The sequence below is a fragment of the Arsenicibacter sp. R0_47 genome (genome assembly GCF_057652235.1).
In genome coordinates, this window is sequence record NZ_JBYFCJ010000013.1 from 20,518 (window position 1) to 44,541 (window position 24,024).

Consider the following 24,024-nt stretch of genomic DNA (forward strand, 5'->3'; position numbering starts at 1 on the left):
TAACTACCAGAGGTTAACAACGGGTCAAGGCAGACTTCATCCGGACCAGTTCACCCAGCAGCTGGGTACGGACCGCCAGTTCGGGCCTGCCCAAACGGTCAGCTAACCGGCTAACGGCCAGATTCAGGTGATCGATCTCCGTTTCCCGCCCCTGCTGTACATCAACCAGTGTCGAAATAAGCTGCCCGTCTGACCGCTGACTGATTTGCAGCAGCCGGTCCTCTACGGCCCAGGGATCCAGGGTAATTCCAGCCAGGGCAGCAACGGCTACACATTCACTAATAACGTCACGCGCCAAACTTAGTCCGGCTTCACTCCTGTGAAACAGCCCGTTATCCGTTTCCAGCAAGGTACAGATAGCATTGAAAACACAATTAGCAATAACCTTTTCCCAGACAATCGCCTGAATAGCAGCTTCCGCACGGAACGGAAACAAGGCAGTAGTCAGCTGCTGAATAAGTGTTTGCAATGTCTGGTCGTCACCGGTAACAATACCCACAGGCGAAGCCGCAACCGGTTTATACAGCACGGTATACGGGGCCACGACCTGACTCGTCGCCAGCAACACACACCGGTACAGCGCGGGAAAAGCGGCATTCTGAAAAGGTTCTTCAACGCCAAGTCCGTTCTGCATCAATACCAGCGGTGACTGACCGGTCTTACCGGCAAGGCGGGCGGCAAGGTCAGCATTCCCGGTTGTTTTGGTAGTCAACAGTATCAACCCATCAAGCCGGTCAAGCCTATCCAGAGACCGGAGCGGTATTGATGCACTCAGCGTCGTTCCGTTTGACTCAACCGTCAGGCTGACCGTTGAGTCCGTGTTCCTTCCGGCGCGGCCATGCAGCAGGATAACATCTTTTCCGGCATTCGTCAGAAAGACCGCTAATGACATGCCGATTGCCCCGGCACCAACGATGTAAATGGTTTGTCCCATGTTGTCAGTCTATGGTAAAAGGGGGAAATCAATGTAGGAATTGCTGTAGACCCGGTGACGAGCGGCCCTGAAATCGCGGTCAACCGCCTTATACATGTTCGGCACGAAGGTCTGCGGATTCCGGTCGATCAGCGGAAACCAACTGCTCTGCACCTGAATCATCAGCCGGTGCCCTTTTCTGAACGTATGCAACACGTCCGGCAGCTGAAGCGTTACGACTGTTTCCTGTCCGGGAGTGAATGGTTCTGGCTTTTCAAAACTGTTCCGGTACCGGCCACGAATTACTTCTCCCCGAACCAGTTGCCGGTAACCTGCCAGTTTCACCGATTTATCCGGCATATAGGGATGGTTCGGTTCATCGTCGGGATATACATCAATCACCTTAACAACCCAGTCAGCATCCTTACCCGTTGTACTGACGTTCAGCCGAAGGGTTATTTCGCCGCCGACAGTCATGCTTTCCGGAAGCACATCCGTCTGGTAGGTAAGCACATCCTTACGGCTACTGACAAACCGCTGATCGGCAGACATGTACCCAAACAACGCGGAAAAATCTGGTTCGCTGGTCAGGGAAGCGGCTGCGTACGGCACCGGATCAGCCGGATCGCTGGTAAATTCGCGGTACAGTAAGGCGGTTTGCGCAGGTTTCAAGCTACCGCTATGATCCAGAAACAACCGTTTTTTCGCTGCGGGGGCCGGCCATTCTGTAAAGGTTCGCCATTTTTTAGCTCCGGTATCAAACAGGGTAACATCCGGCAGACCGGTTTTGCCGTCACCGGCCCCTTTCAGGTAATGGTAAAAAAACGGCGCTTCGATTTTTTCCTGAAAAGCTGTCGCCAGGCTATCACCAAAATACAGGTCATTGTGCAGCGTATGGCCGGTTTCTTCGGCCCACCCGCGATGCCCGAACGGCCCCATCCACAGCATCGGCCGGAAGCGCTGCCGGTGTGTGGCCAGCGTTTTGTAGATACTCAGTGGCCCGTATAAATCCTCGGCATCAAACCAGCCGCCCACAATCAAAACGGCTGGTTGTACCGCATGCAATTGGGGCAGGACCGACCGTTTCTGCCAGAACGAATCGTAATCCGGATGGGCAACGGTTTGTTGCCAGAACGTATTACCGGCCAGGTATTTACCGGCATTCGACATAGCGCCCAGCCGTTTATGCCAGTCAAACTCGGTGCTGTTTCCGGTATCGATCATATGGGGCAAAAACCAGGGCTTTGTGGCAGGACCGGACCGGCGGTCATCAAACACCGGATAGGCTAGGAGCGTCAGCTGGGTAAAGGCGCCGTTATGATGAATATCTTCCCGGAAAAAGTCAGCGATTGGTGCCTGGGGAGATGTCGCTTTCAGGGCAGGATGGGCATCAATGGCCCCCGCTATGGCATAAAAACCGGCATAACTGATGCCCCATAAGCCCACCCGACCGTTGTGGTATCCGACATGCCGGAGCAGCCACTCAATGGTGTCGTACGTATCCGTGCTTTCGTCAACAGCCTTCGGGTTTTTCTGCCGCTCCTGCTCGCTCAGCACCGGTGTCATGTTCGTCCAGTTCCCCTCCGACGCCCACCGGCCACGCACATCCTGATAGACAAACAGATAGCCCTCTGCCTGCATGCGGGGTGATGGACCAATCGATTTTTTATACTGATCCGGCCCATACGGCGCTGCCCCGAAGCATGTCCGCTGCATCAGAATCGGATAACGTTTGTCCGGGGAAGCATCGAGGGGGATGTAAACCGCCGTATACAGCAGCACACCGTCCCGCATCGGAATCCGGTATTCCACTTTCCGGTATTTGTCCGGAACCGTGTCCTCACCACTGGCCAGAAACGGGATTAGCCAGAGAATCCATACCGGCAACCGCCGGTTTTTAAGCAAAAATGAGGGAAATAAGGAAATCATAATGCTTGTTGCTGGTGTATGAAACGGGCAATCGTTTTAAGGCCATTGGCGACATGCTCATCAAAGGGCAATCCATAACTCAGCCGCATACAATTGTTGTACTGGGGTTGCAGACTGAACAAGCCACCCGGCATGATACTGATCCGGAACGGCTCCAGCTGGTCGGCAAGCAGCAGGGAATTAACGGCAGGGTCCATCTCCACCCAGAGTGTAAATCCGCCCTGCGGTTCGCTGATTCGGGTCCCTGCCGGAAACAATGTCCGGATTGTTTGCTGATACCGTTGGCAGTTCGCCGTCAGTTGTTTCCGGAGCCGGCGCAGGTGCAGTTCGTACCGGTCATTGGCCAGAAAGTTGGCAATGGCCTGTTGGGTGAGCCCGGGCGAGAAGCCGGCCTGATACCGTTTGATCTGTAACAAGGCTTCATAAAATCGCCCCGGGGCGACCCAGCCCACCCGATAACCCGGTGCCAGCGTTTTACTGACAGAACCACACCAGAGCACCCAACCGTGCTGGTCAAATACCTTGCAGGGCACCGGCCGGTCGGGGCCGAAATGTAGATCGCCGTACAGATCATCCTCAATCATGGGTATGCCGTAGGTGTCCAGCATGCGTACCAGCCGCTGCTTATTTGCAACCGGCATACAGCAGCCAAGCGGATTACTGAAATTCGGAACGAGCAGACACGCCTGCACCCGGCCCGCCCGCATGTGGTCTTCCAGCACGTTCAGATCGACACCGGTTGCCGGATCAGTAGGCAATTCGAGTACCTTCAGGTCAAGCGACAGAATCGTTTGCAGAATACCAAAATACACGGGGCTTTCCACAGCTACCGTATCGCCGGGCCTGGTGATCGTTTTCAGGCATAATGTCAGGGCCCCCGAGCATCCTTCGGTCGTTATGATGTCATCATCGGTGAGTGTACTGCCCCAGAAGAGGGCAAAACGGGCAATTTGCCGCCGCAGGTCAGCATTACCGGCCATGAGCTCATAGTCGAGGCCGCCATTCGGCAGATCGTGCTGGGCCTGGAGCAGGGCTCTGCCAAGCTTTTGTACAGGCAACAGCGCCGCTGCCGGTACGCTCATGGAAAACGGAAGCCAGCCGGGTTGCCGTTGCTGACGCATAAGCCGTAGCAGAATAGACTCCTGTTCGGGCGGGCTGGTCTGACTGACCATCGTAACCGGTGCCGACCGGTTAGGCATCGTCCCGGCACGCCCCGTACGGACGTAATACCCGGATTGCGGCCGTGCCTCAATCCGGCCTTCTGCTTCCAGACAGTAATATGCCTGCTGAACGGTATTGATACTGACACCCAGTTCCTGACTTAACATCCGGACGGATGGCAGTTTATCCCCTTCTGCCAGCACACCATGGCTGAGTTTCACGCTGAGCTGTTGCGCAATTTGCTGATACCGCGGTATTCTTCGTTCCATACAGCACCTTCTGGTTAAGGCACAAAAGTAACCTGTCAAACTGTACCTGTTGGCATACAGTTAGGCACAAAAAAAGCCGTACAGTCACCCGTCCGGAAAAAATAACCTCCAGGCAGCTGTATGGCTTTTTAAAACCTGAACTGTAACTGGCGCTCAGGCCTGATTTTGCGTTCTTTTGCGCTTATTAGTCAGGAGCATTACACCTTATCCATTACTTTGTCTATGCAGGGAGCGTATCTGAAGAGCGTCATCAACCAGTTTTCCTATTACAAGGTACTCGCCGAAAAAGCAATGGCTCAGGTACCCGATGAGGTCCTGTTCCGGCAGTATACTGCGGAGAGCAATAGCATTGCGGTCATTGTTAAACACCTGTGGGGCAATATGCTTAGCCGCTGGACCGATTTTCTGACAACAGACGGGGAAAAGCCCTGGCGTGACCGTGAGGGGGAGTTCACGGATGACATTTCATCCCGGGAAGAACTCCTCAGCAAATGGGAAGCCGGATGGGCCGTATGTCTGGAAACCCTCCAAACTCTGACGGACGATGACCTGTCAACCATCGTGTATATCCGTCATCAGGGGCATACGGTTCTGGAAGCCATTAACCGGCAGCTGGCGCATTATCCGTACCATGTTGGTCAGATTGTATACCTGTGTAAAATAGCTGCCGGACACTGGGAGTCGCTTTCCATTCCGAGAGGCCAATCAGCGACCTATAATGCGGCTAAGTTTGCTCAACCCAGACACCGCGAACATTTTACAGACGAATTTATCAAACCGGACAAATCAACGGAGGCCAACTCCTGACACTACCTTAGCCATGACACAGCAACAAGCCGACCACTTTGCTCAAGCCTGGATTGATGCCTTCAACGCTCATGATCCGGAAGCTATTCTGGCCCATTACGCCGATGAGCTTACCTTCTGTTCACCCTTTATCCCGCTACTGACGGATAATGCTTCCGGCGTTATTACCGCTAAACCTGAACTGGCTGACTACTTTCTGACCGGTCTGGCAACGTACCCGGATCTGCACTTTACGCTTCACCATGTTTTTGCCGGTATTGATTCACTGGCCATTCATTACACCTCAGTTAACAACCGGCAGGCCTGTGAAGTATTCCGGCTGAATGAAGCCGGGAAAGCGGTTCATGTCTCCTGTCATTATGTCTCAACCAGCGGCAGTTGATTTGGTAGCTTTCCAACAGATAACATGAACGATACTGATCTTCTTCAACATATAGTAACCGCCTTGGCCTTTCGCTTCAAAAAAGCGATTGCGCCATCCGGCGAGGACTTCGGCATGTTCAAGGCAGGTAAGCAAACCCGAAGCCCATGCGAAATCATTAATCACATGACTGATCTGGCAAACAAGGCAAGCCTGAAAATAACAGCAGGACATTTCAATAGCCCGCCTTCTGCCATTCAGGATTTCCTGTCAGAATCAACTCGTTTTCTGGAAGCTTTACAAAGGCTTTCAGAAACTATTCAGGCCACCACTATCGATAAAGAGATTGCGATGCGGCTGCTTCAGGGACCGCTGCTGGACATTGCCACCCATATCGGACAAATCGCTTTGCTGAACGGATTGAACGGCAATCCGGTATCGAAAGAAAACTATTTCAGCGCCGATCTTGACTGACAATAACGTTCGGTAATACAGCGGACAGACTTCTGTTTTGGACGAAGCCAACTTACACAGCATAATATACACATTATTGCTGACGGTAGTTCTCTGATCTGCCGCAAGCAGTTTATAGAAACAGCCGCCCGCTTGTCAGCTACTATAAAAAAACGGGACCGGAAGTAAACTTCCGGTCCCGATACACGCTCAGGCCTGTCGCCTGTATTCCACATTCGCTTCGCAAACGGGATCGTATTCCGGCTTATCGCCAGCCACCACCCATTGCCCGGTAAGCACTTACCATGGCATTCATTTGCTGCATTTTGGTTTCAATAAGCTCCATTCTTGATTCCAAAACGTCCCGCTGTGTCAGCAGTACCTCCATATAATCGGCGCGGGCTGAGGTAAATAACTTCAGCGCAATGTTGGTTGACTGCGTCAATGCCTGCACCTGGTTATTTTTCATGTTATAGCTCTTTTCCAGATTGTCCATGTTCGACACCTGATTAGCCACTTCGATATAGGCGTTCAGGACCGTTTTTTCGAAATTGAACACGCTCTGAATCTGTTTGGCGCTGGCATTTCTGTATTCAGCCGTAATCCGGTTTTTATTAATCAGCGGCCCCATCAGGTCACCAGCCAGACCGGCAATGATCGACTCCGGTATACTGGCCAGATAGAGCGGGTTAAACGCCATCAGACCCAGCGACGCCGAGAGGTTCAGCGACGGATAAAACTCTGCCTTAGCCACACTGATATTCAGTTTGGCAGCCGCTACCTGCAATTCTGCCTGCCGGATATCCGGCCGGTTTTCAAGCAATTGGGCCGGAATACCGGTGCTGAGTTTCATCGGAGACAGGTTGATAAACCCGTCTGAACTACGCTGCACATGCTGCGGGAACCGGCCAACCAGGTAATTGATCCGGTTTTCGGCTTCCACAATGCGCTGCTGAATGCCGAACTGCATGCTCTGGATTTTGTACACCTCGGCTTCGAACCGGCGAACAGCCAGTTCGGTTACTTTGGCGGCTTCCTTTTCCTGCCGGATAATGACCAGGGCATTGTTCAGGATTTCGATATTCCGGTTGATGATGCCCAGCTGGTTATCCAGCGCCATCAGCTCATAGTAGGAACGGGCGATTTCGGCGACGATATTCGTAACCGTAAAGTTCCGGCCCTCAATCGTAGCCAGGTAGTTGTTTACCGCTACCTTCTGCGCGTTCCGCAGTTTGTGCCAGATATCGACCTCCCAGCTGGCAAATGCCCCCACAAAGGTGTTCGGCAGCACTACCGGTGTGCGTTTACCGGGCTTGATGTCGGTAATGTCGTCACTGGCCCCCTGACTGGTATACCGCGAAACCTTATCGACTCCCGTACCACCGCCCAGGGTTACGAACGGCAGGTAGGCCCCCCGGCGCGCCAGAATGTCGTTGTTCGACATCTGGATTTCCTGCAACGTAATGTTCAGTTCCTGATTGTTCTGCAATGCGGTATCAATCAGGGCAGTCAGGTAAGGATCCTTGAAAAAATCCCTCCATGGCGTCTTTCCAACGTTTGTCGTATCCTGTGAGGTACCATAGCTGGAAGGAACGTTCTTCGTCAGCGTGCGTTCGGCTACCGGCGGAACATGACAACCGGCGGTGATCAGGGCAATCAGAAAGATACCCAGACCACTTACTAGTTTATTTCTGTTGCTCATTGTCTGATTCTTCAGGAAGTAATGTCTGATGTACATTGTGGACGAAGTTTTCCGACAGCGGTTCTTCCTCCTCGCCTTTAATCATCTGGCGGCCGTCTGCCAGATTGCCGAATATGAAGTATAAACCAGGGATAATAATTACCCCGAAAACGGTTCCGAACAACATACCACCAAGCGCTGAGGCACCAATCGTACGGTTACCGATTGCACCGGCTCCGGTTGCCACAATCAGCGGAATCAGACCGGCTACGAAGGCAAACGACGTCATCAGGATCGGACGGAAGCGTACTTTCGCCCCTTCAATTGCCGCATTTAGAATCGTTTCGCCCTGCTGTCGCTTCTGGACCGCAAATTCCACGATCAGTACGGCGTTTTTACCCAACAGACCCACAAGCATGATCAGACCGATCTGGGCATAAATGTTGTTTTCGAGACCCATCAGCTGAAGCATCAGGAACGACCCGAATACCCCGACCGGCAGCGAGAACACAACCGCCAGCGGAATGATAAAGCTTTCATACTGCGCCGCGAGTACAAAGTATACGAAGGCAAGTACGACCATAAAGACATAAAGCGCCTCGTTACCACGGATCGATTCGTCGTATGACAGACCTTCAAAAGCAATGTCATAGCCCTTCGGCAGCGTCTTGGCCGCTACTTCACGGATGGCTGCAATGGCGTCGGCTGTTGTATAGCCTTTAGCCGGAAGCCCCTGAATCGCCGCTGAGTTATACAGGTTGAAACGGGTGATCTCGTTTGGCCCTTGTCCTTTTTTCAGCGTCATGAACGACGAGTACGGTACCATTTCACCCGCTTCGTTTTTCACGAACAGCTTCAGCAGATCGGTTGGCAGACGACGGAAACTCGGATCCGACTGCACATATACTTTAAAGAACTGGTTGAACTTGATAAAGCCCTGTTCGTAGGTACTACCAATCAGGATGTTCAGGTTATCCATCGCCTTACCGATTGAAACACCTTTCTGCATCGCCAGTTTGTTGTCAATTTCCAGTTCGAACTGCGGATAGTTGGCAGCGAAGAAGGTGAACAGACCGGTCAGCTCCTTGCGTTTGCCCAGGTTTTCCATGAATTCCTTGTTGATTTTGTCGAATTCACGGTAGTCGGTATCGGTTGTTTTATCGAGCAGACGCATCGAGAAACCACCTGACGTACCGAAACCAGGAATGGCCGGCGGCTCGAAGAATTCAACGGTTGCGCCGAGGTTTTTCGATTTAACTTCGAGCTCTTCCATGATCTCCTTCACGTTCTTGTCGCGCTCATGCCATGGCTTCAGGTTGATCAGACAGGTACCGGCGTTTGAGCCCCGGCCTTCGGTCATGATTTCGTAACCCGCCAGTGACGAGATCGATTCGATGCCCGGCACTTCCTCACAAATATCCTGCAAATGCCGCGACACCTGGTTGGTTTTTTCGAGCGTTGAGCCCGGAGGTGTCTGAATGATGGCGTAAATCGTACTCTGATCTTCGTTCGGAATAAAACCCGACGGCACGACCTTGTTTTCGTAGACAATACCGGCACAGAAGGCAGCAAGTACCAGGAACGTCACCATGCGGCGGTTAACAATCAGCTTCAGCAACCCAACATAGCGACCCGTCATCTTATCAAAACCACGGTTAAAGCTATCGAGCGCTTTTGTCAGGATGTTCTTCTTACGGGCATGTCCGTGGTGGTTTTTCAGCAGCATGGCGCACAATACCGGCGTCAGCGTCAAGGCGATCAGGGCCGAAATAACAATGGAGCTGGCCATCGTAATCGAGAACTGACGATAGAACGTACCGACCGGACCCGACATGAACGAGATCGGCAGGAACACCGACACCATGACCATCGTAATCGCAATGATCGCACCGCTGATTTCGCCGAGTACTTTTTTCACGGCACCAAACGGCGTCAAATGCGGCTCTTCTTCCATTTTGGCGTGCACCGCTTCCACCACCACAATTGCATCATCGACCACAATACCAATCGCCAGTACAAGCGCGAAGAGCGTTACCAGGTTGATAGACAGGCCAAAGAGCTGAATCACGAAGAACGCACCCACGAGCGACACCGGAACGGCGAGAATCGGAATCAGCGTTGACCGCCAGTCGCCCAGGAAGACAAATACCACCAGGGCCACCAGCAGGAAGGCATCCCGCAAGGTGTGAATTACCTGTTCAATTGAGGCATCCAGAAACTGCGATACGTCATAGCTGATTTTGTAGTCCATACCCGGCGGGAAAGACTCCTTCATCACGTCCAGTTTCGCTTTTACCTCAGCAATTACATCACTCGCATTACTACCATAGTTCTGCTTCAAGACAATCGCCGCCGACGCTTTACCGTCGAGGTTCGAGTAAATATCAAAGAATTCGCTACCCAGTTCAACCCGCGCAATATCCTTCAGGTGAATCAGTTCGCCCTGCGAGTTGGCGCGGATAATCACATCCTCATATTCTTCGGGTTTATTATACCGGCCCTTGTAGGTCAATACGTATTCCAACGACTGGGCCTCAATACCGGAGCTTTGCCCGATCCGGCCCGGACGGCCGATGATACTTTGCTCACCAAGTGCCTTCATCACTTCCTCTACCGAAATCTTGTAGGCCCGCATCCGGTCAGGATTCAGCCAGACCCGCATTGCGTACCGGCGGCTACCCAGAATCTGCGCCCGCGCCACCCCTTTTGTCCGCTGAATTTCAGGGATCATTTTAACGGTAGCGTAGTTGAAGAGGAATTTTTCATCCATGCTCTTTTCTTTCGAATAGAGGTTGACGTACATCAACATACTTGGCTGGATAGGCGTGATGATAACCCCTTCGCGCTGAACGAGTTCAGGCAGCAGCGGCATTACTTGGTCAACCCTGGTCTTCACCCTGATGACCGCATCGTTGGGGTCGGTCCCAGGCTCAAAGATAATCCGCAGGGTAGCCTCACCGGCACTGGTAGCATCGGTGGCAATGTAACGCATGTCCTGCACCCCGTTGATAGCCTGTTCGAGCGTAATCAGCGTGGATTTTACCAGTACGTCCGCACTGGACCCCGGGTAAGCGATAAAGATATTGACCGTTGTGGGGGCAATGTCCGGGAACTGCGAAATAGGCAGCTGCCGGATTGCCAGTACACCTATAAAGACTATCATAATCGAAATCACGATAGCGAATACAGGTCTGCGTATGAATTTATTAAACATGTCTTCGGCTGGTTAGAATCGCTGATTACTCGGCATACAGACTTAAGTTAGATACCACCGATTCAGGCTTCACGAATTTGTAGTGGATCTTTTCGTTTTCTTTCACCTGGCGTAAGCCTTCGAGCAGGATTTTGTCGTCTTTGCTCAGGCCAGACCGGACGACGAAGATGTGGGGCAGCTCGGCACCGATTACGACTTCCCGCGAGCGAACCTTATTATCTTTGTCAATCACATAGACATACTTTTTCTCCAGTACCTCGAAGGTGGCCTTCTGCGGAATGATCATGGCGTTTTTCAACGGCAGCGTCATCTGAATATTACCGGTTTCACCGTGGCGCAGCAGTCCGTTCGGGTTCGGGAATGTTGCCCGAAACGCGATATTACCGGTTTCATTATTGAAGTCGGCTTCGATGGTTTTTACCACACCAGGCTGATTAAACACCTGATTATTCGCCAGCAGCAGGTTCACATGATTCAGGTTTTCCTGCTGGGCGTGTGTTTTATAGTTCAGGTACTCCGCTTCCGGTACGTTGAAGTATACCCACATCTGGCTATTATCTGACAGCGTCGTCAGCAGATCGCCCTCGTCTACCAGACTTCCCAGCCGTACCTGGAAGTGGTCCATGATCCCGTCGAACGGTGCCCGCACTTCAGTAAAGCCCAGGTGAACCTGTGCCAGCGATACTTCTGCCTTAGCCTTATCCAGTTTGGCTTTTGCCAGGGCGAGTTCGTTTTTCGAGACAATGTTGCTGTCGGCCAGCAATTTGGTATTCTTATATTCTACATCGGCGAAGTTTGCCTCGGCCTGTGCTTTCTGTAACTCAGCCTGATACTGGATCGGCAGGATCTGGAACATCAGCTGACCTTTCCGGACAGCCTGTCCTTCGTCCACAAATATTTTCTGCAGATACCCTTTTTCCAGCGCTCTCAGCTCAATATGCTGATACGCATGAATCTGACAGACAAACTGATTGGTAACGGTCGTGTCACGCTGAAGCGGACTGGACACCAGAAATTCTTTTTCTTCTTCTTTTTCTTCTGTTTCTGTATGGCAGCCCGTGTTGCAGATAACAACAACGAAACCCAACAGGATAAGCAATCTTTTCATGGTAGTCTGATTTTTTACAGGAGATTCTGATTCGTTAAGGTTGTATTCCCGTTTTAAGCCAGTCACCGGCATTGTGCCTGCTGACTGATTGATAATGATTAGAAGGGTCAGCGTTTATCGTGTGGCAGCGTGCTGCGACGTGTCTACTACGTGAGGGGGGGCGTTGGGTGCCTGCTCCAGCTGCCTGATCAGACTGTCCTTAAGCTGATTGGCATGCTCACAGTCTGAAAGCTGCTGTTGCCAGTTAATGGGATCGATCGGCGGAACGGCGCTACCCAGACCATATTCGGTCATACTTTTCAGGCGGCTTTGTTCGTAGAGCAGGAACCCATTATACGTCAGCGAAAGAGCCAGTGCCAATCCGAAGGCATAAAGTAATATCGAAGGAAAATACCGGCGTCTCATAGCGTTTCTCCAAGTTGGATGCCACAAAACAACCGTCGTAACTTTAAAACAATATGAGAGTAGAATTAGAAAACATTAGAAAAATTTAAATGGTGTGTCTGTGCATGAATTCAACTAATGACAACATTAAGTGGAATGAGATTAAAAAAAGGGCTGTTTATTTTAATACAATATTTTTCTTTAATTCGAAATCCAAAAAAAGTGCAATTATTAGAGAGAATACCAAAAAATAAAATTTCTTATAAATTTAGTTACATATAAACCATATACCTTTTAATGAACAGAAAAGGTTTAATTCCATTTTAATATACGATCCCTCAGTCAGATAGTGGATAAAAAAAATTTATAAAAGACCAGCTGTTTGCAGCCAGTCTTTTATAAAATCGAATCAGGAAAAATCGAGAGCTATTAAAAAGCCCAGACCCACAAAATAGAGCAGACACAAGCCAATTATTTTCCAGACTCCTGCCGGCATCAGCCCGGAGGTTCCGGCATTTTCCATTTTTCCCTTCAGGTGGGTTTCAATTGTCTGGTGTACATAGTAAAGGAAGGCGCCGTTCAGGACCAGCTGTACACCGGACGGCAGGATAATGTGAAAAACCGAGAACAGAATCAGAAGGCTGAACGCCCAGCCAGCGGCAACATACAGCCAGGTACGGGACAGTTCGGGGAAATCAAACGCTCTGAAGTTCCGGCTCAACAGCCACGCACCAACCGGCGGCGCCAGAAACGATACCCATAACATGTGCACCCGCGGAAAATACTCTCCCGACGTCCCCGCAGGAACCGGTTTACTGCCGAGGCCAGGATTTGTACGGATGCCCCCCGGCTGAACCGTCACGACGGGACCGTGTGAATACACCTGCTCCAGTTCCAGTAAAAAGGCTGAACACGCCGTATACCGGAGCTCCGGTTTTTTAGCGGTAGCCCTGGCAATAATGGCGTTCAGCTTATCAGGAATACCGGCCAGCCGTGGCAGCGGGGTGCTGACAATCTGCTGGTGAAGGCTGAAATGTGAATCTTCCGTACTGCCGAACGGTGCCTGCCCGGCAAGGAGGGTATACAACAATACTCCTAATGAATAAATATCGGCTCTGTAATCTACCGAGCGCGGCGCCGTAATCTGTTCGGGACTCATGTATAACGGTGTACCCAGGGTCATCATCGGGCCGGTCAGGCTCATTTGGGTGGCCTCCGGATCAATCATTTTGGCAATTGAAAAGTCCAGCACCTTAACGGCCCCGTTCCGCGTAAGAAATATATTGCTCGGTTTAATATCCCGGTGTACTACACCCCGATCGTGCGCATACTGAAAGGCCGTCAGGATTTGCCGGAACCATTCAATGGCTTTCTGAGGCATGACCGCCCCGTGGCGGTTCAGCATTTCCTGCAGATCTTCGCCCTGTAGATACTCCATAATAATCGCGACCCGTTCACTATCCTGGTAAAAATGATAGGCCTTACCGATACCCGGGTGGCTGAGCTGCACCATAATCTGCGCCTCCCGCATGAATCGTTGCCGCAAATCGGCATTCTGCGAAAACTCGGCGTTAAGAATTTTTACGGCGGCCGGCTGCCCCTGGGCGTTTTCGGCGTAATAAACTGTACCCTGCCCGCCTTTGCCGAGTTCATGTACTAATTTATAGTCGAGTATTGTTCCCGGCGGCGTTGTTAATTGTCCGTTCATGATCCTGAAAATTAGCGGGTATTTACAATGGGCATAGCATTATCAAATCGTCCGTAGGCCACCGGATGCTGGCTGTGCTGTTTCCGGCGGGCATGGGCGACCACATTTTTACTCAGATAGTTGAAAAGCTCTCTGGCATCAACAATGTGATCGCGGTTAGGGTCGGCCTTTCCATCGAGGCCCTGAATGAGGTAATAGCTGAATAAACCTTGCTTCAGCTCGGGCAGTTCAATGGAGGTTTCATTGTCACGGGAGGACATCAGCAGCATAATGCCCGATTTACTGCCCTTCAGCACCGAGCGGTTTCCCAGACCCCGGGCTTTGGTTATTGAGCCTGAATGGCAGGCATCAGCAATGCAGAGTTTGGTCCTTGCCGGACACCGCTTAAACGCCGCTTTTACATCTTCATGCAACAGGCTTGTGGCCTCGCTGTTATCAAAGTCGTAAGGCACAAAGATGCCTGGAGCGCCATGTCCTGAAAAATAAAAGATGACGCGGTCCTGAGGTCGGGCAAAACTGTACAGATAATTTAACTGCTTCAGAATCTGTGCCCGGGTCGCCTGCTGATTAATCAGGAAACGCATTTGGTTGGCGGGTACTCTTTTTTTAAAAAAATCATACACCCGTCGGGCATCATTCACCGTCAGATTCAGATCGCCGTTATCCGGCGTCATGTTTTTGTAATCGGCGATGGCGGCAATAACGACGTAGGTTTTCGAATCATCGGGAGGAAAACTCCGGGCGGCTGAACACACAGAAAGCAGCATCAGGACAACTAAAAGTCTGGTAGAATCTGGCAGCATAGCTAGTTAGCGTTTTTTGGACGATCCGGCCCCGGAACGGTTTGCGGAGGCCGGAATGGTTTAACGATAGGGTGTTTACGATCTCTTAACCAGGAACTGATCTGCCAGGTCAGGATACAGGCGATTACGATACCGGCCATCCAGCCAATGCGGTTTACCCACGCTTCGGCCGGCTTATTTATGGCTGACCGACCCGTTAATCTGCTGGTCGGGGAAACGGCAACCGGTCCTGAATCAGGCCCCCGCAACGGGTTTACGACGGCTGAGCTGACAGTGACAAACGAAGCGCTTTCATCCGTATCAACTGCCTGCAGATGAATCAGGTATGCCGAGTAATTGTCGGCAGTCCTGCCCTTACAGACGGCATTAATTTTATTCATCTTTACCTCATCGGATACCTGCTCAGCTAAAATGGCTGTCAGTGCATCATCTGTCAGTTGTTCAATAATACCATCCGAGCAAAGAAAAAAATAGTCGCCCCGGCGCAGGTCGGTCAGCATGCTCACATCTGCCTGAGCAGGCGTCAGGGGTCGTCCCTGAATCGCCCGGGTGATGACATTTCGCTGCGGATGGTCCATTGCCTGTTCAGGGTTTAGTATACCCGCCTTCACCCATTCATCCACGAGTTTATGATCCGTCGAGCGGTACAGGATGTTATTGCCCCGGCAATGATAAATCCGGCTGTCACCGACATGGGCTACGGTTGCGCCCTTCTGGTGCAGATGCAGGAGTGTCAGGGTTGTTCCCATCTTTCCCGGTGCGGATGTTGTCCGCTGATAGGCCTCAAGTGCCTTTTCAGCCTCCTGAACAGCCATCGAAACAAGGGCGAAAGTGGCAGGGCCCGGATGTTGGGCAAAAAAGGAACGGATCGCCGATGTTGTCAGCGAACTGGCCTGTTCGCCTTCCGACAATCCGCCCATACCATCGCAAACCATAAAAAGCCGGTCTGAAACCGAAGCCTGTCCCGGCGAGGGATAAACGGCATCCTCGTTATTTTGTCTGCCGCCGGTTTCGCTGATGGCTACCGGCGGAAAAATGGTTATCCGCATGAGAGGAAGGTTAGCCTGCCGGCGTTTCGGAAAGGTCAGCAGCCTCCCCCGTTCTGAGATACAGTATCGTTTTACCCAATCGCAGACAATCTCCGTTTTTCAGAAATATCTGATCATGCTCCGTTAACCGCCGCACTTCGTTTATGAACGTACCGTTATTGGAGCCGCAGTCGCTAACTACGTATTGAAAGCAGCCATCGTGTCTCCTGAACACATCGATTACGGCATGACGGCGACTCATATACGTATCCAGCGTATGTACCATTATATCAGCCGGTTTTGACGTCGACAGTCGGCCGAGGACATTCCGGCCCTCTTTCAGCTGAAGCAGCTGCGGGGGTTGTCCGGCAGGGACCTCAACGTCAAGCCGACCAACCGCCTGGTTACGCTGCGTTTCCGATAAATCCTGATTGATTACCAGCGTCTTATTGGCCACCGGCGCTGATTTTACCGGTTCAGCAGGGATAACCACACCGGATATTGTCCCGCATTTCGGACAACGTACCTGCAACCGTTTACCGGCCGGAAGCGTATCTGTTTTCAGTCGCAGCGTGGCTTCGCAGTTTCCGTTTGAACAGATTACCTGCATATCGGTCAGGCCCATTCATCAACATCGCCGTTATTTACATAATCCTGATGCGCCACATTGCCCTCCTCATCCGGAAGCGGTTCAGGTTCGTCGCCACCCATGTTCATGGTACTGCCATCGTGGGTAAGTGATTGAAATTCATCCTCCGTAAACTGACCGTCATGGTTCATATCAACCCCGACAACATCCATTTCGCCGTCATGATTTACATCAACCAATACCTGTTCAAACGTCCTGTCCTCATTTGTATCAACCATAATGGCATCTGTGACTCCGTCTTCATCCTGATCAACAACCAAAGCATCAGCGATACCATCCTGGTTCGTATCAAGGACAACGCCTTCAAGAACCCCGTCATGATCTGCATCGATGGCTATGCCGTCCGGCTGACCATCACCCGTAAGATCAACCTGCTGACCATCAATGCTTAATTCAGTTGTGGCCGCCTGGGTTTCGCCCCCCGGGGTTTGGGCTGTTGGCTGGTCCGCTTGATTGGCAGGCTGGTTTTGCGGCATACCGTTATTTGCGTTATCAACCGGGGCATTCGGGTCGTCGGCGGGTACATCGCCCGGCCCTGGTTCGACCGCTGCATCCGGTTCAGAGCCGGTGGCAAAGGCAGTACCGGCCGATCCGAGCGCCGCACCCAGTACGACACCACCCGCAGCCGCAATTTTGGCTTTTGTACCGGAATCAGGCGTCCGTTCGTTTTGCGGATCAACAGTAGTACCGGCGGGCTGCTGTTCATTAGCAGGGCCATTGATAATAACCTGATCTCCGGCAGGCCGGATGGGCTGATCCTGATTCAGAATCATTGTTTCGTCGTTGTTAGCTGACATATCGTTATTGTTAGGGTATTCATCAGTCAATTATCCAGATGGCTTTACAGGCTACGCACCGCTTCTGATTTGCGAGGTTTTTCCATGGCAGGAAGCCCAGAAAGCGTTTGCATTTCGGACAGACATAATTAATCTGAAACTCTTCGTTCAGGGCAAACTCTTTTTCTCTGGTATTGATCGAACCCGATACCAGAATACCGAGTGCACTACCCACAAACGGAATCAGTGATAAACCAGCGCGTACGGCTGAACTCACCCCCTGCCCTTTGCCCTGCAACTGGAGTTTGGCGGTCCGATACGCTTCATACACCTCACTGAGCTGGTTGAATGCATCGGCAACGGCCTCGTTCTGTTGTTTTCCGGGCAACGGTTGCGGCTCAGGCTGCCGGTTCCGTGCAAATATTTTTTCAAAGTTGACAACCACCCCGCCCAACGACACCGTATCCTTAGGGGTAATCAGCATCCGCTGAATCTGAAGACCGTTTACTGTTGTCCCGTTAGTGGAGTTGTGGTCTTCAAGCACCATAATATTGTCAGAAATCACGGTAAGCGTTGCATGCCGGCCACTTACCTGCGGCTGGACAAGCCTGATCTGATTGTCGGGATTACGGCCGATCGTATATTGCCTGCTATTCATGTAAGGGAATGTTCAGAGTCTGAGTCCGGTCAAAAGTACATCTCAGACTATGCCTTTGTCATCAGGCAAATTGCGTATTTTTCGGTGGTGGCGTCCGGTAATCCGGGCTGCTGCTACTGTATAACCGTTATCCTTAGAGCAGGAAAACGATCCCGATCAGTCCGAAGAAAATACCGATAAATAGCAGAAAGGTGGTAAGCATCCGATTGCTCAGAGACAGCCGGACATCGCCGGGATTATTCCGGTTGTAAAATATGGGTAACCTGGCGCCGGCTACATAGGTCTTCGGAGCATTGGGGACTTTAACTTTTGACTGATATAACCGGCCCTGAACCGTGTATTGAACATCCGAGAAATAATCGTATTCGACCTGGTTATTTCGATAGGCCTTCCGCTCTTTATAGAACGAAAGTACCTGTGCATCTGTCGTTTCTGCATTTTGCTGCCATTGCCGGTTCTGTTTCTTCAATACATAGGAAAGCAAGATCAAGCCGATGCCGGCAATCAATACAACAGCTCCGATTTTGTGGCTTCCGGTATTAACAGCTTCCGTATAGTGCTGCGAAGTCTGGATAAAAAGCGTTAAAAGCAGTACATGCATGACCGGTATATGGTTAGTGATTCAGGATTTAACCGTTCGTCATCACTGACCGCTGTTTTGATCAGGTACTGACGTCATACAAAAGTGCCATACAGGCAGCGTACTTCTCTACGTAATTTGCCGTATTTTGAAGGAGAGTAATCGTTTTTATTTCAGTTGGTTTCACAATCCGGTACGGAAGCTGAACCGTTTTTAATGCTCAGCTTCCGTTCACCTCACCGGCACCAGGCAGTTTTACGGCAGACACCGGATGCGTTAAACAAATCCGGGTACCTCAATCCTGACCGTTGTTCCCTGTTGTTCAGCAGACGTAAAGATCAGTTTTCCCTGATGCAGCTCAATGATTTTCTGCGTAATGGCCAGCCCGATGCCATAGCCGGGCACTCCCTCAACATTATGACCCCGGTATAAAGGGTCAAAAATATGAGCCGCATCTTCGGCCGTAATGCCGCGCCCCTTATCGGTCACCAGCAGCAGAATCTTTTCTCCTTTAGCCGATAACTGGATAGAAACCGGCTCTGCCGAGTACTTACAGGCATTATCAAGCACATTCAGAAAAGCAGTTGTGAGGAGCGCGCTGCTGCCTTTTACGGTAAATGAATCCTCATCCGACGCATCAAAATGGAGCGGAAGGCTCCGGTCGGGATACTTGGACTGCACCTGCCCGATGGCCGAAAGCAGGCAGTCATCAACCTGAACCGGTTGCAGCACAATGGTTCCATCCGTTACCTTAGCCAGACCCAGCAAACCGTTGGTGAGTGTAATGACTTTTTTGATTTCTTCAATCGCAATGGTAATACTCTCGCGCCAGTCTTCGGGTTTCTGATCATAGCGCAGGGATGTTTCAAGGGTACCCAGTGTGTTTGTAAGCGGGGTCCTCAGCTCGTGAGAGGCATGTGACACAAAACTCCGCTGCGACACAAACGCATCTTCCAGCCGGAAAAGCATCTGATTAAACGTCATGGCCAGCTGGGCAATTTCGTCCCGCCGGTTACCCTCATGTACGCGCTTGTGCAGGTCAACGGCTGTAATCTGCTCCACTTCATCCACGATTTGAGAGATTGGTTTCAGCACGCGGCCGGAAAAATACCAGCCCGCCAGCACAATGAGGGCAAACCCAAGGAGGTTAGCCAGAATCAGAATCTGTACGAGTGTTTTCAGTTTGGCAAAACCGATCCGGTCGTATCCCGACGCAAAAATATAAAACAGCTGCCCTCGGTCACGGTAGGGGATTACGATGGACTCGAGGTGTTCACTCCGGAACTCAAATAGTGACGAGGTGTCGAGAAGCGGAATCTTTTCCTTATAATATTCTGATTCCTTCAGCGTACGGTTAGTAAAGACCAGATTGCGCCGTTCGTCATAGATACTGATCTGCTCCTCAACAATCGTCAGCAGATCCGTCCGGACCATGTTTTTGAAAAAGTTATCGTGCAGGTGGCGGCGGGAGATCAGGACCCGGCCCGCCACCCGTGCCTTACTTTCCAGGCGGCTGTAAAACTCTTCCTGCCGGTATAGCGAATAAAAATAACCAACCAGTAAGGACAACGTAAGCTGGATTGCCGTGGCCAGCAGGGTAAATATGATGGTTAACCGGTTACGAATAAGCATAAGGACAAGTCAGTATCAAGGATCAGGCAGCTGTTATCCTTCCCGGAGAACATAGCCCATTCCGACAACGGTGTGCAGGAGTTTTGTGGAAAAGCCTTTATCAATTTTTTTCCGCAGGTAACTGACATACACGTCAATAACGTTGGTGTTGCTATCGAAATTTAAGCTCCAGACCCGTTCACTGATGTCTACTCTGGAAATAATTTTACCCTTATTCAGCATCAGGTATTCCATCAGGGAGTACTCGCGGGTAGTCAGTTCGATGCGCTGGCCGGCGCGGGTAACGGTCTTCGTATCCAAATTCAGTTCAAGGTCAGCCAGTTGCAGAATCTGCTTTTGTTTCGGGCCATTGCGGCGCGTTAAAGCTCGGATGCGTAAAAGAAGCTCCTGAAATTCAAAAGGTTTCACCATGTAATCATCCGCCCCCGAATTAAACCCATCCGATTTGTCCGCCATGCTATCCAGTGCCGTCAGCATCAGCACCGGTACCGATTCATTTTCTGAGCGGATCATGCGGCAAAGTTCAAATCCATTAATGTGGGGTAAATTAACATCCAGCAGGATAATGTCGTAAATATCCTTACGGAAAAAGGAAAGCCCTGTCCTGCCATCATAGGCGATAGTAACTTCATAGCCTTCCGCCAGAAAGCCTTTGCGAACAAATGAGGCAAGCCGCTCTTCATCCTCAACTAACAGAATTTTCATAACGATAACGATATTGATTACTGCAAATCAGAAGCAGCCATCAGGCCGGGCGAATCCAGAGATGCAGACCGGATAGCCTTTGCCATGAATCATACCAAATAAGGTTTTTTACGTATCCTAAGTTCCGGCCGGGTGTTATTTCTGCCGGATGTGCGTAACTCATACCTTTATCCGATACCCACACCGAAACCAACAGTGTACATTTGGAGCAATACCAGGTTTTGGTTTTACACCCGTCTACAGGTTCCAAACCGGGAATAACAACAAAAATCTACAAACCATGAAAGCCATTTTTTACCTCATCTTATTTCTGGTCCCCGGCACACTGGCTGCGCAGCAATCCTATGCGCTAAAACCTTATGCCATCACATTACCAAAGGTTAATTCTGCCCAGCAGGTTAATAAGGCCACGGTTCCACAGGCCGAAGCAAACGTTGTTTACAATACTGATGCAAAGGCACTTTCCTATTATGACGGCTCCAACTGGCAGTTGCTGGGTAGTGATGTCAACAACCGGTTCCCGAATGTCCGGACGTTTCAGGGGTCGGATGTCGTAATCGTTAACCAACAGGTCACTACCTTTTACTGGACCGTTCCGCAGGACGTAACCCAGTTTGTAGTGGAAGTCTGGGGTGGGGGTGCCGGTGGCGGCACCTTGTCCTATTCGGGGAGCCGGGTATTTTGTCAGGGAGGCGGTGCCGGTGGCTATGTACGGCGGTTATACAATGTGGCAGCCGGCGTTACATCAACAACCATTGAAGTCGGGAACGCCGGAGCACCGGCCGTCAGTACAAACGCACAGTCAGTTACCACGGGAAACAACAGCACATTCAGGTATAACAACAGCCGGCTTGTAGCCGAAGGCGGAGACCGGTTCGGCAGCGGCGGACGCGGTTCAGACTCTCAGGGCCAGGCGCTGATTTTTCAGGGAGGTTTTGCCAATCAGGTGCAGGTTTCTTATGTCCAGAAGACATCCACTGACTTTATGGAACTCATAAAGCTGTCAGACGGAGGCCTTGCCTATGGTGTAACAGACCGGCGCGGGGGATTTGCACCGACCGTAATGCTGAATTCTGCTGGTCAGTTTGTACGGGTAAACGGTGACGACGGTTCATTTTCTGATGCCGCTGACGGCCAGACTCCGGGTGGAGGCGGTAGCTGCGGCTATACAAAAGGTGGCGATGGTGCTCCGGGACTTGTAATTATCCGGTGGTGAACCAAACGCCCCTGACAGACTGTGTCAGGGGCGTTTAGTCTCAGAATCGCTCCAGCGGAATTTCGTCGGCTGCCCTGACAATCAGCGGAACCTCCTCCGTTGTTACATTCTGGTGATCAAGGCCGTAGGCTTTTTCGTCGGCAATGCTGAATTTCTTCAGGAAGAAATAGGCATTCATCAAAAATGTATCAATCGCGCCCAGTTCATTTTCATACGACAGAAACCGGTTAATGATGATAAACTTAAAGTCGCCGACAATTTGCCGTTGCTGCAATGACCGGTAGCGGCTCAGAATCGTCACCTCTCCGTTTTTCACCATATCAGCTACCACCCGTTTGAAGAGCAGGTTAATACGCGGCTGTACCCGGAAACCAAGCCTGAACGTAATCCGCACGACATCTTCAGGCAATAAAATATCCACCGAATATTGCGAAGTGTAGGGTTCATCAACCAAATCCACGTGAATGAGCCAGTATAAATCAGCTCGTTTTGGCTGCCGTTCCAGAATTGAGCTGATTATATGGTCTTCAACCATCTGTGCATTATCGGCAGATGTCAGATAGACCAGGTTCGTGGCGTACTTCGGTACATCCGTATCATTACTGAGTTCCCGTAATATCGGCAGGTGTTCTTTCAGGCTAACGTAGTTCGTCAACCGCTTTTTGATCCGGCTACCCCGATACCAGATGTACATGATGCTGATCAGCATAAATCCGAGCAACAGCGATACCCAGCCGCCGTGGGTGAACTTCCTGAGGTTCGCAATCAGGAATGAGCTCTCAATCATCATGTACAGCACAAACAATCCGAATACAACGGCCAGATTAACATGCCTCGTATATAGATAGTAAGACAATAGGATGGTTGTCATCAACATCGTCAGGTTGACCGACAGACCAAAAGCCGCCTCCATATTCTTCGACTTTTTAAAGTACAGCACTACGCCGATACACCCCAGCATCAACAGCCAGTTAAACGCCGGAATATACACCTGCCCGCGGGCTTCCGAAGGAAAAACAATCTGTAATTTAGGAAGCAACGTCAACCGGAATGCTTCGGAAACCAGCGTAAATGTTCCGCTGATCAGGGCCTGACTGGCAATAATCGTGGCCAGGGTAGCGATACCGATCGACGGCAGCATGAACCAGTCCGGAATCATACCGAAAAACGAGTTGGTTTCACCAAGTGGTTTACCCACGTGATGCAGCAGCCAGGTAGCCTGACCCAGATAACACAAGATCAGGCAGAATTTTACATAAAACCAGGAAACCTGTACGTTGCGCCTGCCCACATGGCCCATGTCCGAGTAAAGCGCTTCTGCCCCGGTAGAGCACAGAAACACCCCTCCCAACAGCCAGAAGCCTTCCGGCTGCTCCGTCAGCATCCGGTACGCATAAACCGGATTCAATGCCCGGATTACTGACCAGTCGTGGCTGAATTCTACAAAACCGACCAGGCCGATCATGGAAAACCAGATCAGCATAATCGGCCCGAAAGACTTACCTAATTTCTCCGTTCCCATCTGCTGCACGACAAATAAAAGCACCAGTATGGCCAGTACGATCGGAACAGTCGGTATGTCCGGATAAAGCGGCCGTAACCCTTCAATTGCAGAGGAGACTGAAATCGGCGGGGTAATAATACTGTCAGCAATGAGGAAACTGCCCCCCGCGATTGCCGGAATCAGCAGCCAGCGGGCATAGCGCCTGATCAGGGTATACAGCGAAAAGATACCACCTTCCCCATTGTTGTCAGCCCGTAAGGTCAGTAATACATACTTGAGCGTAGTCTGAAATGTCAGCGTCCAGAAGATGGCAGATACTCCACCCAGTGCCAGGGTTTCATTCACTACTCTGTCTTCGATAATCGCCCGGTAGGTATAGAGCGGAGAGGTGCCGATGTCTCCGAATACGATACCGATCGAAACTAATAAGCCGGCAGCGGTCAGCTTGTCCAGGCTATGATGTGATGGTTGGCTTATGGTCATAT

At 51.1% G+C, this 24,024-nt stretch carries 21 protein-coding genes; 4 read left to right on the forward strand and 17 right to left on the reverse strand.

The genetic code is table 11. From position 1 onward, the window contains the following. Positions 1 to 13: 13 nt before the first annotated feature. From AC23NW_RS20095 to AC23NW_RS20105, 3 genes are read right to left on the reverse strand one after another with little or no spacing between them, the layout of a single operon-like run. Positions 14 to 934 (reverse strand): ketopantoate reductase family protein, encoded by a 921-nt coding sequence (locus tag AC23NW_RS20095; RefSeq protein WP_487451575.1) that lies wholly within the window; start codon positions 932 to 934, stop codon positions 14 to 16. Between the two features lie 9 nt (positions 935 to 943). Further along, the gene (locus AC23NW_RS20100) at positions 944 to 2,842 is read right to left on the reverse strand and encodes a CocE/NonD family hydrolase (RefSeq protein ID WP_487451577.1); all 1,899 of its coding nucleotides are present in this window, start codon (positions 2,840 to 2,842) and stop codon (positions 944 to 946) included. Continuing rightward, the gene (locus tag AC23NW_RS20105; protein ID WP_487451578.1) at positions 2,839 to 4,272 is read right to left on the reverse strand and encodes an aminotransferase-like domain-containing protein; all 1,434 of its coding nucleotides are present in this window, start codon (positions 4,270 to 4,272) and stop codon (positions 2,839 to 2,841) included. The genes AC23NW_RS20100 and AC23NW_RS20105 overlap by 4 nt, the downstream gene beginning before the upstream one ends. A 222-nt stretch (positions 4,273 to 4,494) precedes the next feature. Here AC23NW_RS20105 and AC23NW_RS20110 point away from each other — a divergent pair, with 222 nt between their 5' ends. From AC23NW_RS20110 to AC23NW_RS20120, 3 genes are all read left to right on the forward strand, one after another. Next, positions 4,495 to 5,079, forward strand: a complete 585-nt coding sequence (locus tag AC23NW_RS20110; RefSeq protein ID WP_487451739.1) for a DUF1572 family protein — start codon at positions 4,495 to 4,497, stop codon at positions 5,077 to 5,079. A 13-nt stretch (positions 5,080 to 5,092) separates the two neighbouring features. After that, on the forward strand, positions 5,093 to 5,461 hold the full coding sequence (locus AC23NW_RS20115) for a nuclear transport factor 2 family protein (RefSeq protein WP_487451580.1): 369 nt from the start codon (positions 5,093 to 5,095) through the stop codon (positions 5,459 to 5,461). Between the two features lie 63 nt (positions 5,462 to 5,524). Continuing rightward, positions 5,525 to 5,914 (forward strand): hypothetical protein, encoded by a 390-nt coding sequence (locus AC23NW_RS20120; protein WP_487451582.1) that lies wholly within the window; start codon positions 5,525 to 5,527, stop codon positions 5,912 to 5,914. Between the two features lie 244 nt (positions 5,915 to 6,158). On the opposite strand, the gene AC23NW_RS20125 is transcribed toward AC23NW_RS20120, so the two are convergent. The 13 genes from AC23NW_RS20125 to AC23NW_RS20185 all read right to left on the reverse strand — a co-directional run bounded on the left by AC23NW_RS20125 (position 6,159) and on the right by AC23NW_RS20185 (position 20,819). Continuing rightward, entirely contained in the window at positions 6,159 to 7,595 is a 1,437-nt protein-coding gene (locus AC23NW_RS20125) for a TolC family protein (RefSeq protein ID WP_487451583.1), read from the reverse strand. After that, on the reverse strand, positions 7,579 to 10,788 hold the full coding sequence (locus tag AC23NW_RS20130; RefSeq protein ID WP_487451585.1) for an efflux RND transporter permease subunit: 3,210 nt from the start codon (positions 10,786 to 10,788) through the stop codon (positions 7,579 to 7,581). Before AC23NW_RS20130 ends, AC23NW_RS20125 begins: the two co-directional genes overlap by 17 nt. Positions 10,789 to 10,813: 25 nt before the next feature. After that, positions 10,814 to 11,896 carry an efflux RND transporter periplasmic adaptor subunit gene (locus tag AC23NW_RS20135; RefSeq protein WP_487451587.1) on the reverse strand — a complete coding sequence of 361 codons (1,083 nt, stop codon included), beginning with the start codon at positions 11,894 to 11,896 and terminating at the stop codon, positions 10,814 to 10,816. 114 nt (positions 11,897 to 12,010) lie between these two features. Then, on the reverse strand, positions 12,011 to 12,301 hold the full coding sequence (locus tag AC23NW_RS20140; RefSeq protein WP_487451589.1) for a hypothetical protein: 291 nt from the start codon (positions 12,299 to 12,301) through the stop codon (positions 12,011 to 12,013). A gap of 388 nt (positions 12,302 to 12,689) precedes the next feature. Continuing rightward, positions 12,690 to 13,988, reverse strand: coding sequence for a serine/threonine protein kinase (locus AC23NW_RS20145; RefSeq protein ID WP_487451590.1), 1,299 nt, complete (start codon positions 13,986 to 13,988; stop codon positions 12,690 to 12,692). An 11-nt stretch (positions 13,989 to 13,999) separates the two neighbouring features. Then, positions 14,000 to 14,791, reverse strand: a complete 792-nt coding sequence (locus tag AC23NW_RS20150) for a caspase family protein (protein WP_487451591.1) — start codon at positions 14,789 to 14,791, stop codon at positions 14,000 to 14,002. A 2-nt stretch (positions 14,792 to 14,793) separates the two neighbouring features. Beyond that, positions 14,794 to 15,840 carry a PP2C family protein-serine/threonine phosphatase gene (locus tag AC23NW_RS20155; protein ID WP_487451593.1) on the reverse strand — a complete coding sequence of 349 codons (1,047 nt, stop codon included), beginning with the start codon at positions 15,838 to 15,840 and terminating at the stop codon, positions 14,794 to 14,796. Positions 15,841 to 15,850: 10 nt separating this feature from the next. Then, positions 15,851 to 16,444, reverse strand: coding sequence for an FHA domain-containing protein (locus AC23NW_RS20160; RefSeq protein ID WP_487451594.1), 594 nt, complete (start codon positions 16,442 to 16,444; stop codon positions 15,851 to 15,853). Then, positions 16,435 to 17,265 (reverse strand): hypothetical protein, encoded by an 831-nt coding sequence (locus tag AC23NW_RS20165; RefSeq protein WP_487451596.1) that lies wholly within the window; start codon positions 17,263 to 17,265, stop codon positions 16,435 to 16,437. The genes AC23NW_RS20160 and AC23NW_RS20165 overlap by 10 nt, the downstream gene beginning before the upstream one ends. A 22-nt stretch (positions 17,266 to 17,287) precedes the next feature. Beyond that, the gene (locus tag AC23NW_RS20170) at positions 17,288 to 17,902 is read right to left on the reverse strand and encodes an FHA domain-containing protein (protein ID WP_487451597.1); all 615 of its coding nucleotides are present in this window, start codon (positions 17,900 to 17,902) and stop codon (positions 17,288 to 17,290) included. 133 nt (positions 17,903 to 18,035) lie between these two features. Continuing rightward, entirely contained in the window at positions 18,036 to 18,503 is a 468-nt protein-coding gene (locus AC23NW_RS20175) for a DUF3592 domain-containing protein (RefSeq protein WP_487451599.1), read from the reverse strand. A 255-nt stretch (positions 18,504 to 18,758) separates the two neighbouring features. Further along, positions 18,759 to 20,114, reverse strand: a complete 1,356-nt coding sequence (locus AC23NW_RS20180; RefSeq protein ID WP_487451601.1) for a HAMP domain-containing sensor histidine kinase — start codon at positions 20,112 to 20,114, stop codon at positions 18,759 to 18,761. Positions 20,115 to 20,147: 33 nt separating this feature from the next. Further along, positions 20,148 to 20,819 (reverse strand): response regulator transcription factor, encoded by a 672-nt coding sequence (locus AC23NW_RS20185; protein ID WP_487451602.1) that lies wholly within the window; start codon positions 20,817 to 20,819, stop codon positions 20,148 to 20,150. A gap of 280 nt (positions 20,820 to 21,099) precedes the next feature. Here AC23NW_RS20185 and AC23NW_RS20190 point away from each other — a divergent pair, with 280 nt between their 5' ends. Next, positions 21,100 to 22,035, forward strand: a complete 936-nt coding sequence (locus tag AC23NW_RS20190; protein WP_487451604.1) for a glycine-rich domain-containing protein — start codon at positions 21,100 to 21,102, stop codon at positions 22,033 to 22,035. Positions 22,036 to 22,075: 40 nt separating this feature from the next. On the opposite strand, the gene AC23NW_RS20195 is transcribed toward AC23NW_RS20190, so the two are convergent. After that, positions 22,076 to 24,022, reverse strand: coding sequence for a KUP/HAK/KT family potassium transporter (locus AC23NW_RS20195; protein ID WP_487451605.1), 1,947 nt, complete (start codon positions 24,020 to 24,022; stop codon positions 22,076 to 22,078). Positions 24,023 to 24,024 lie beyond the last annotated feature (2 nt).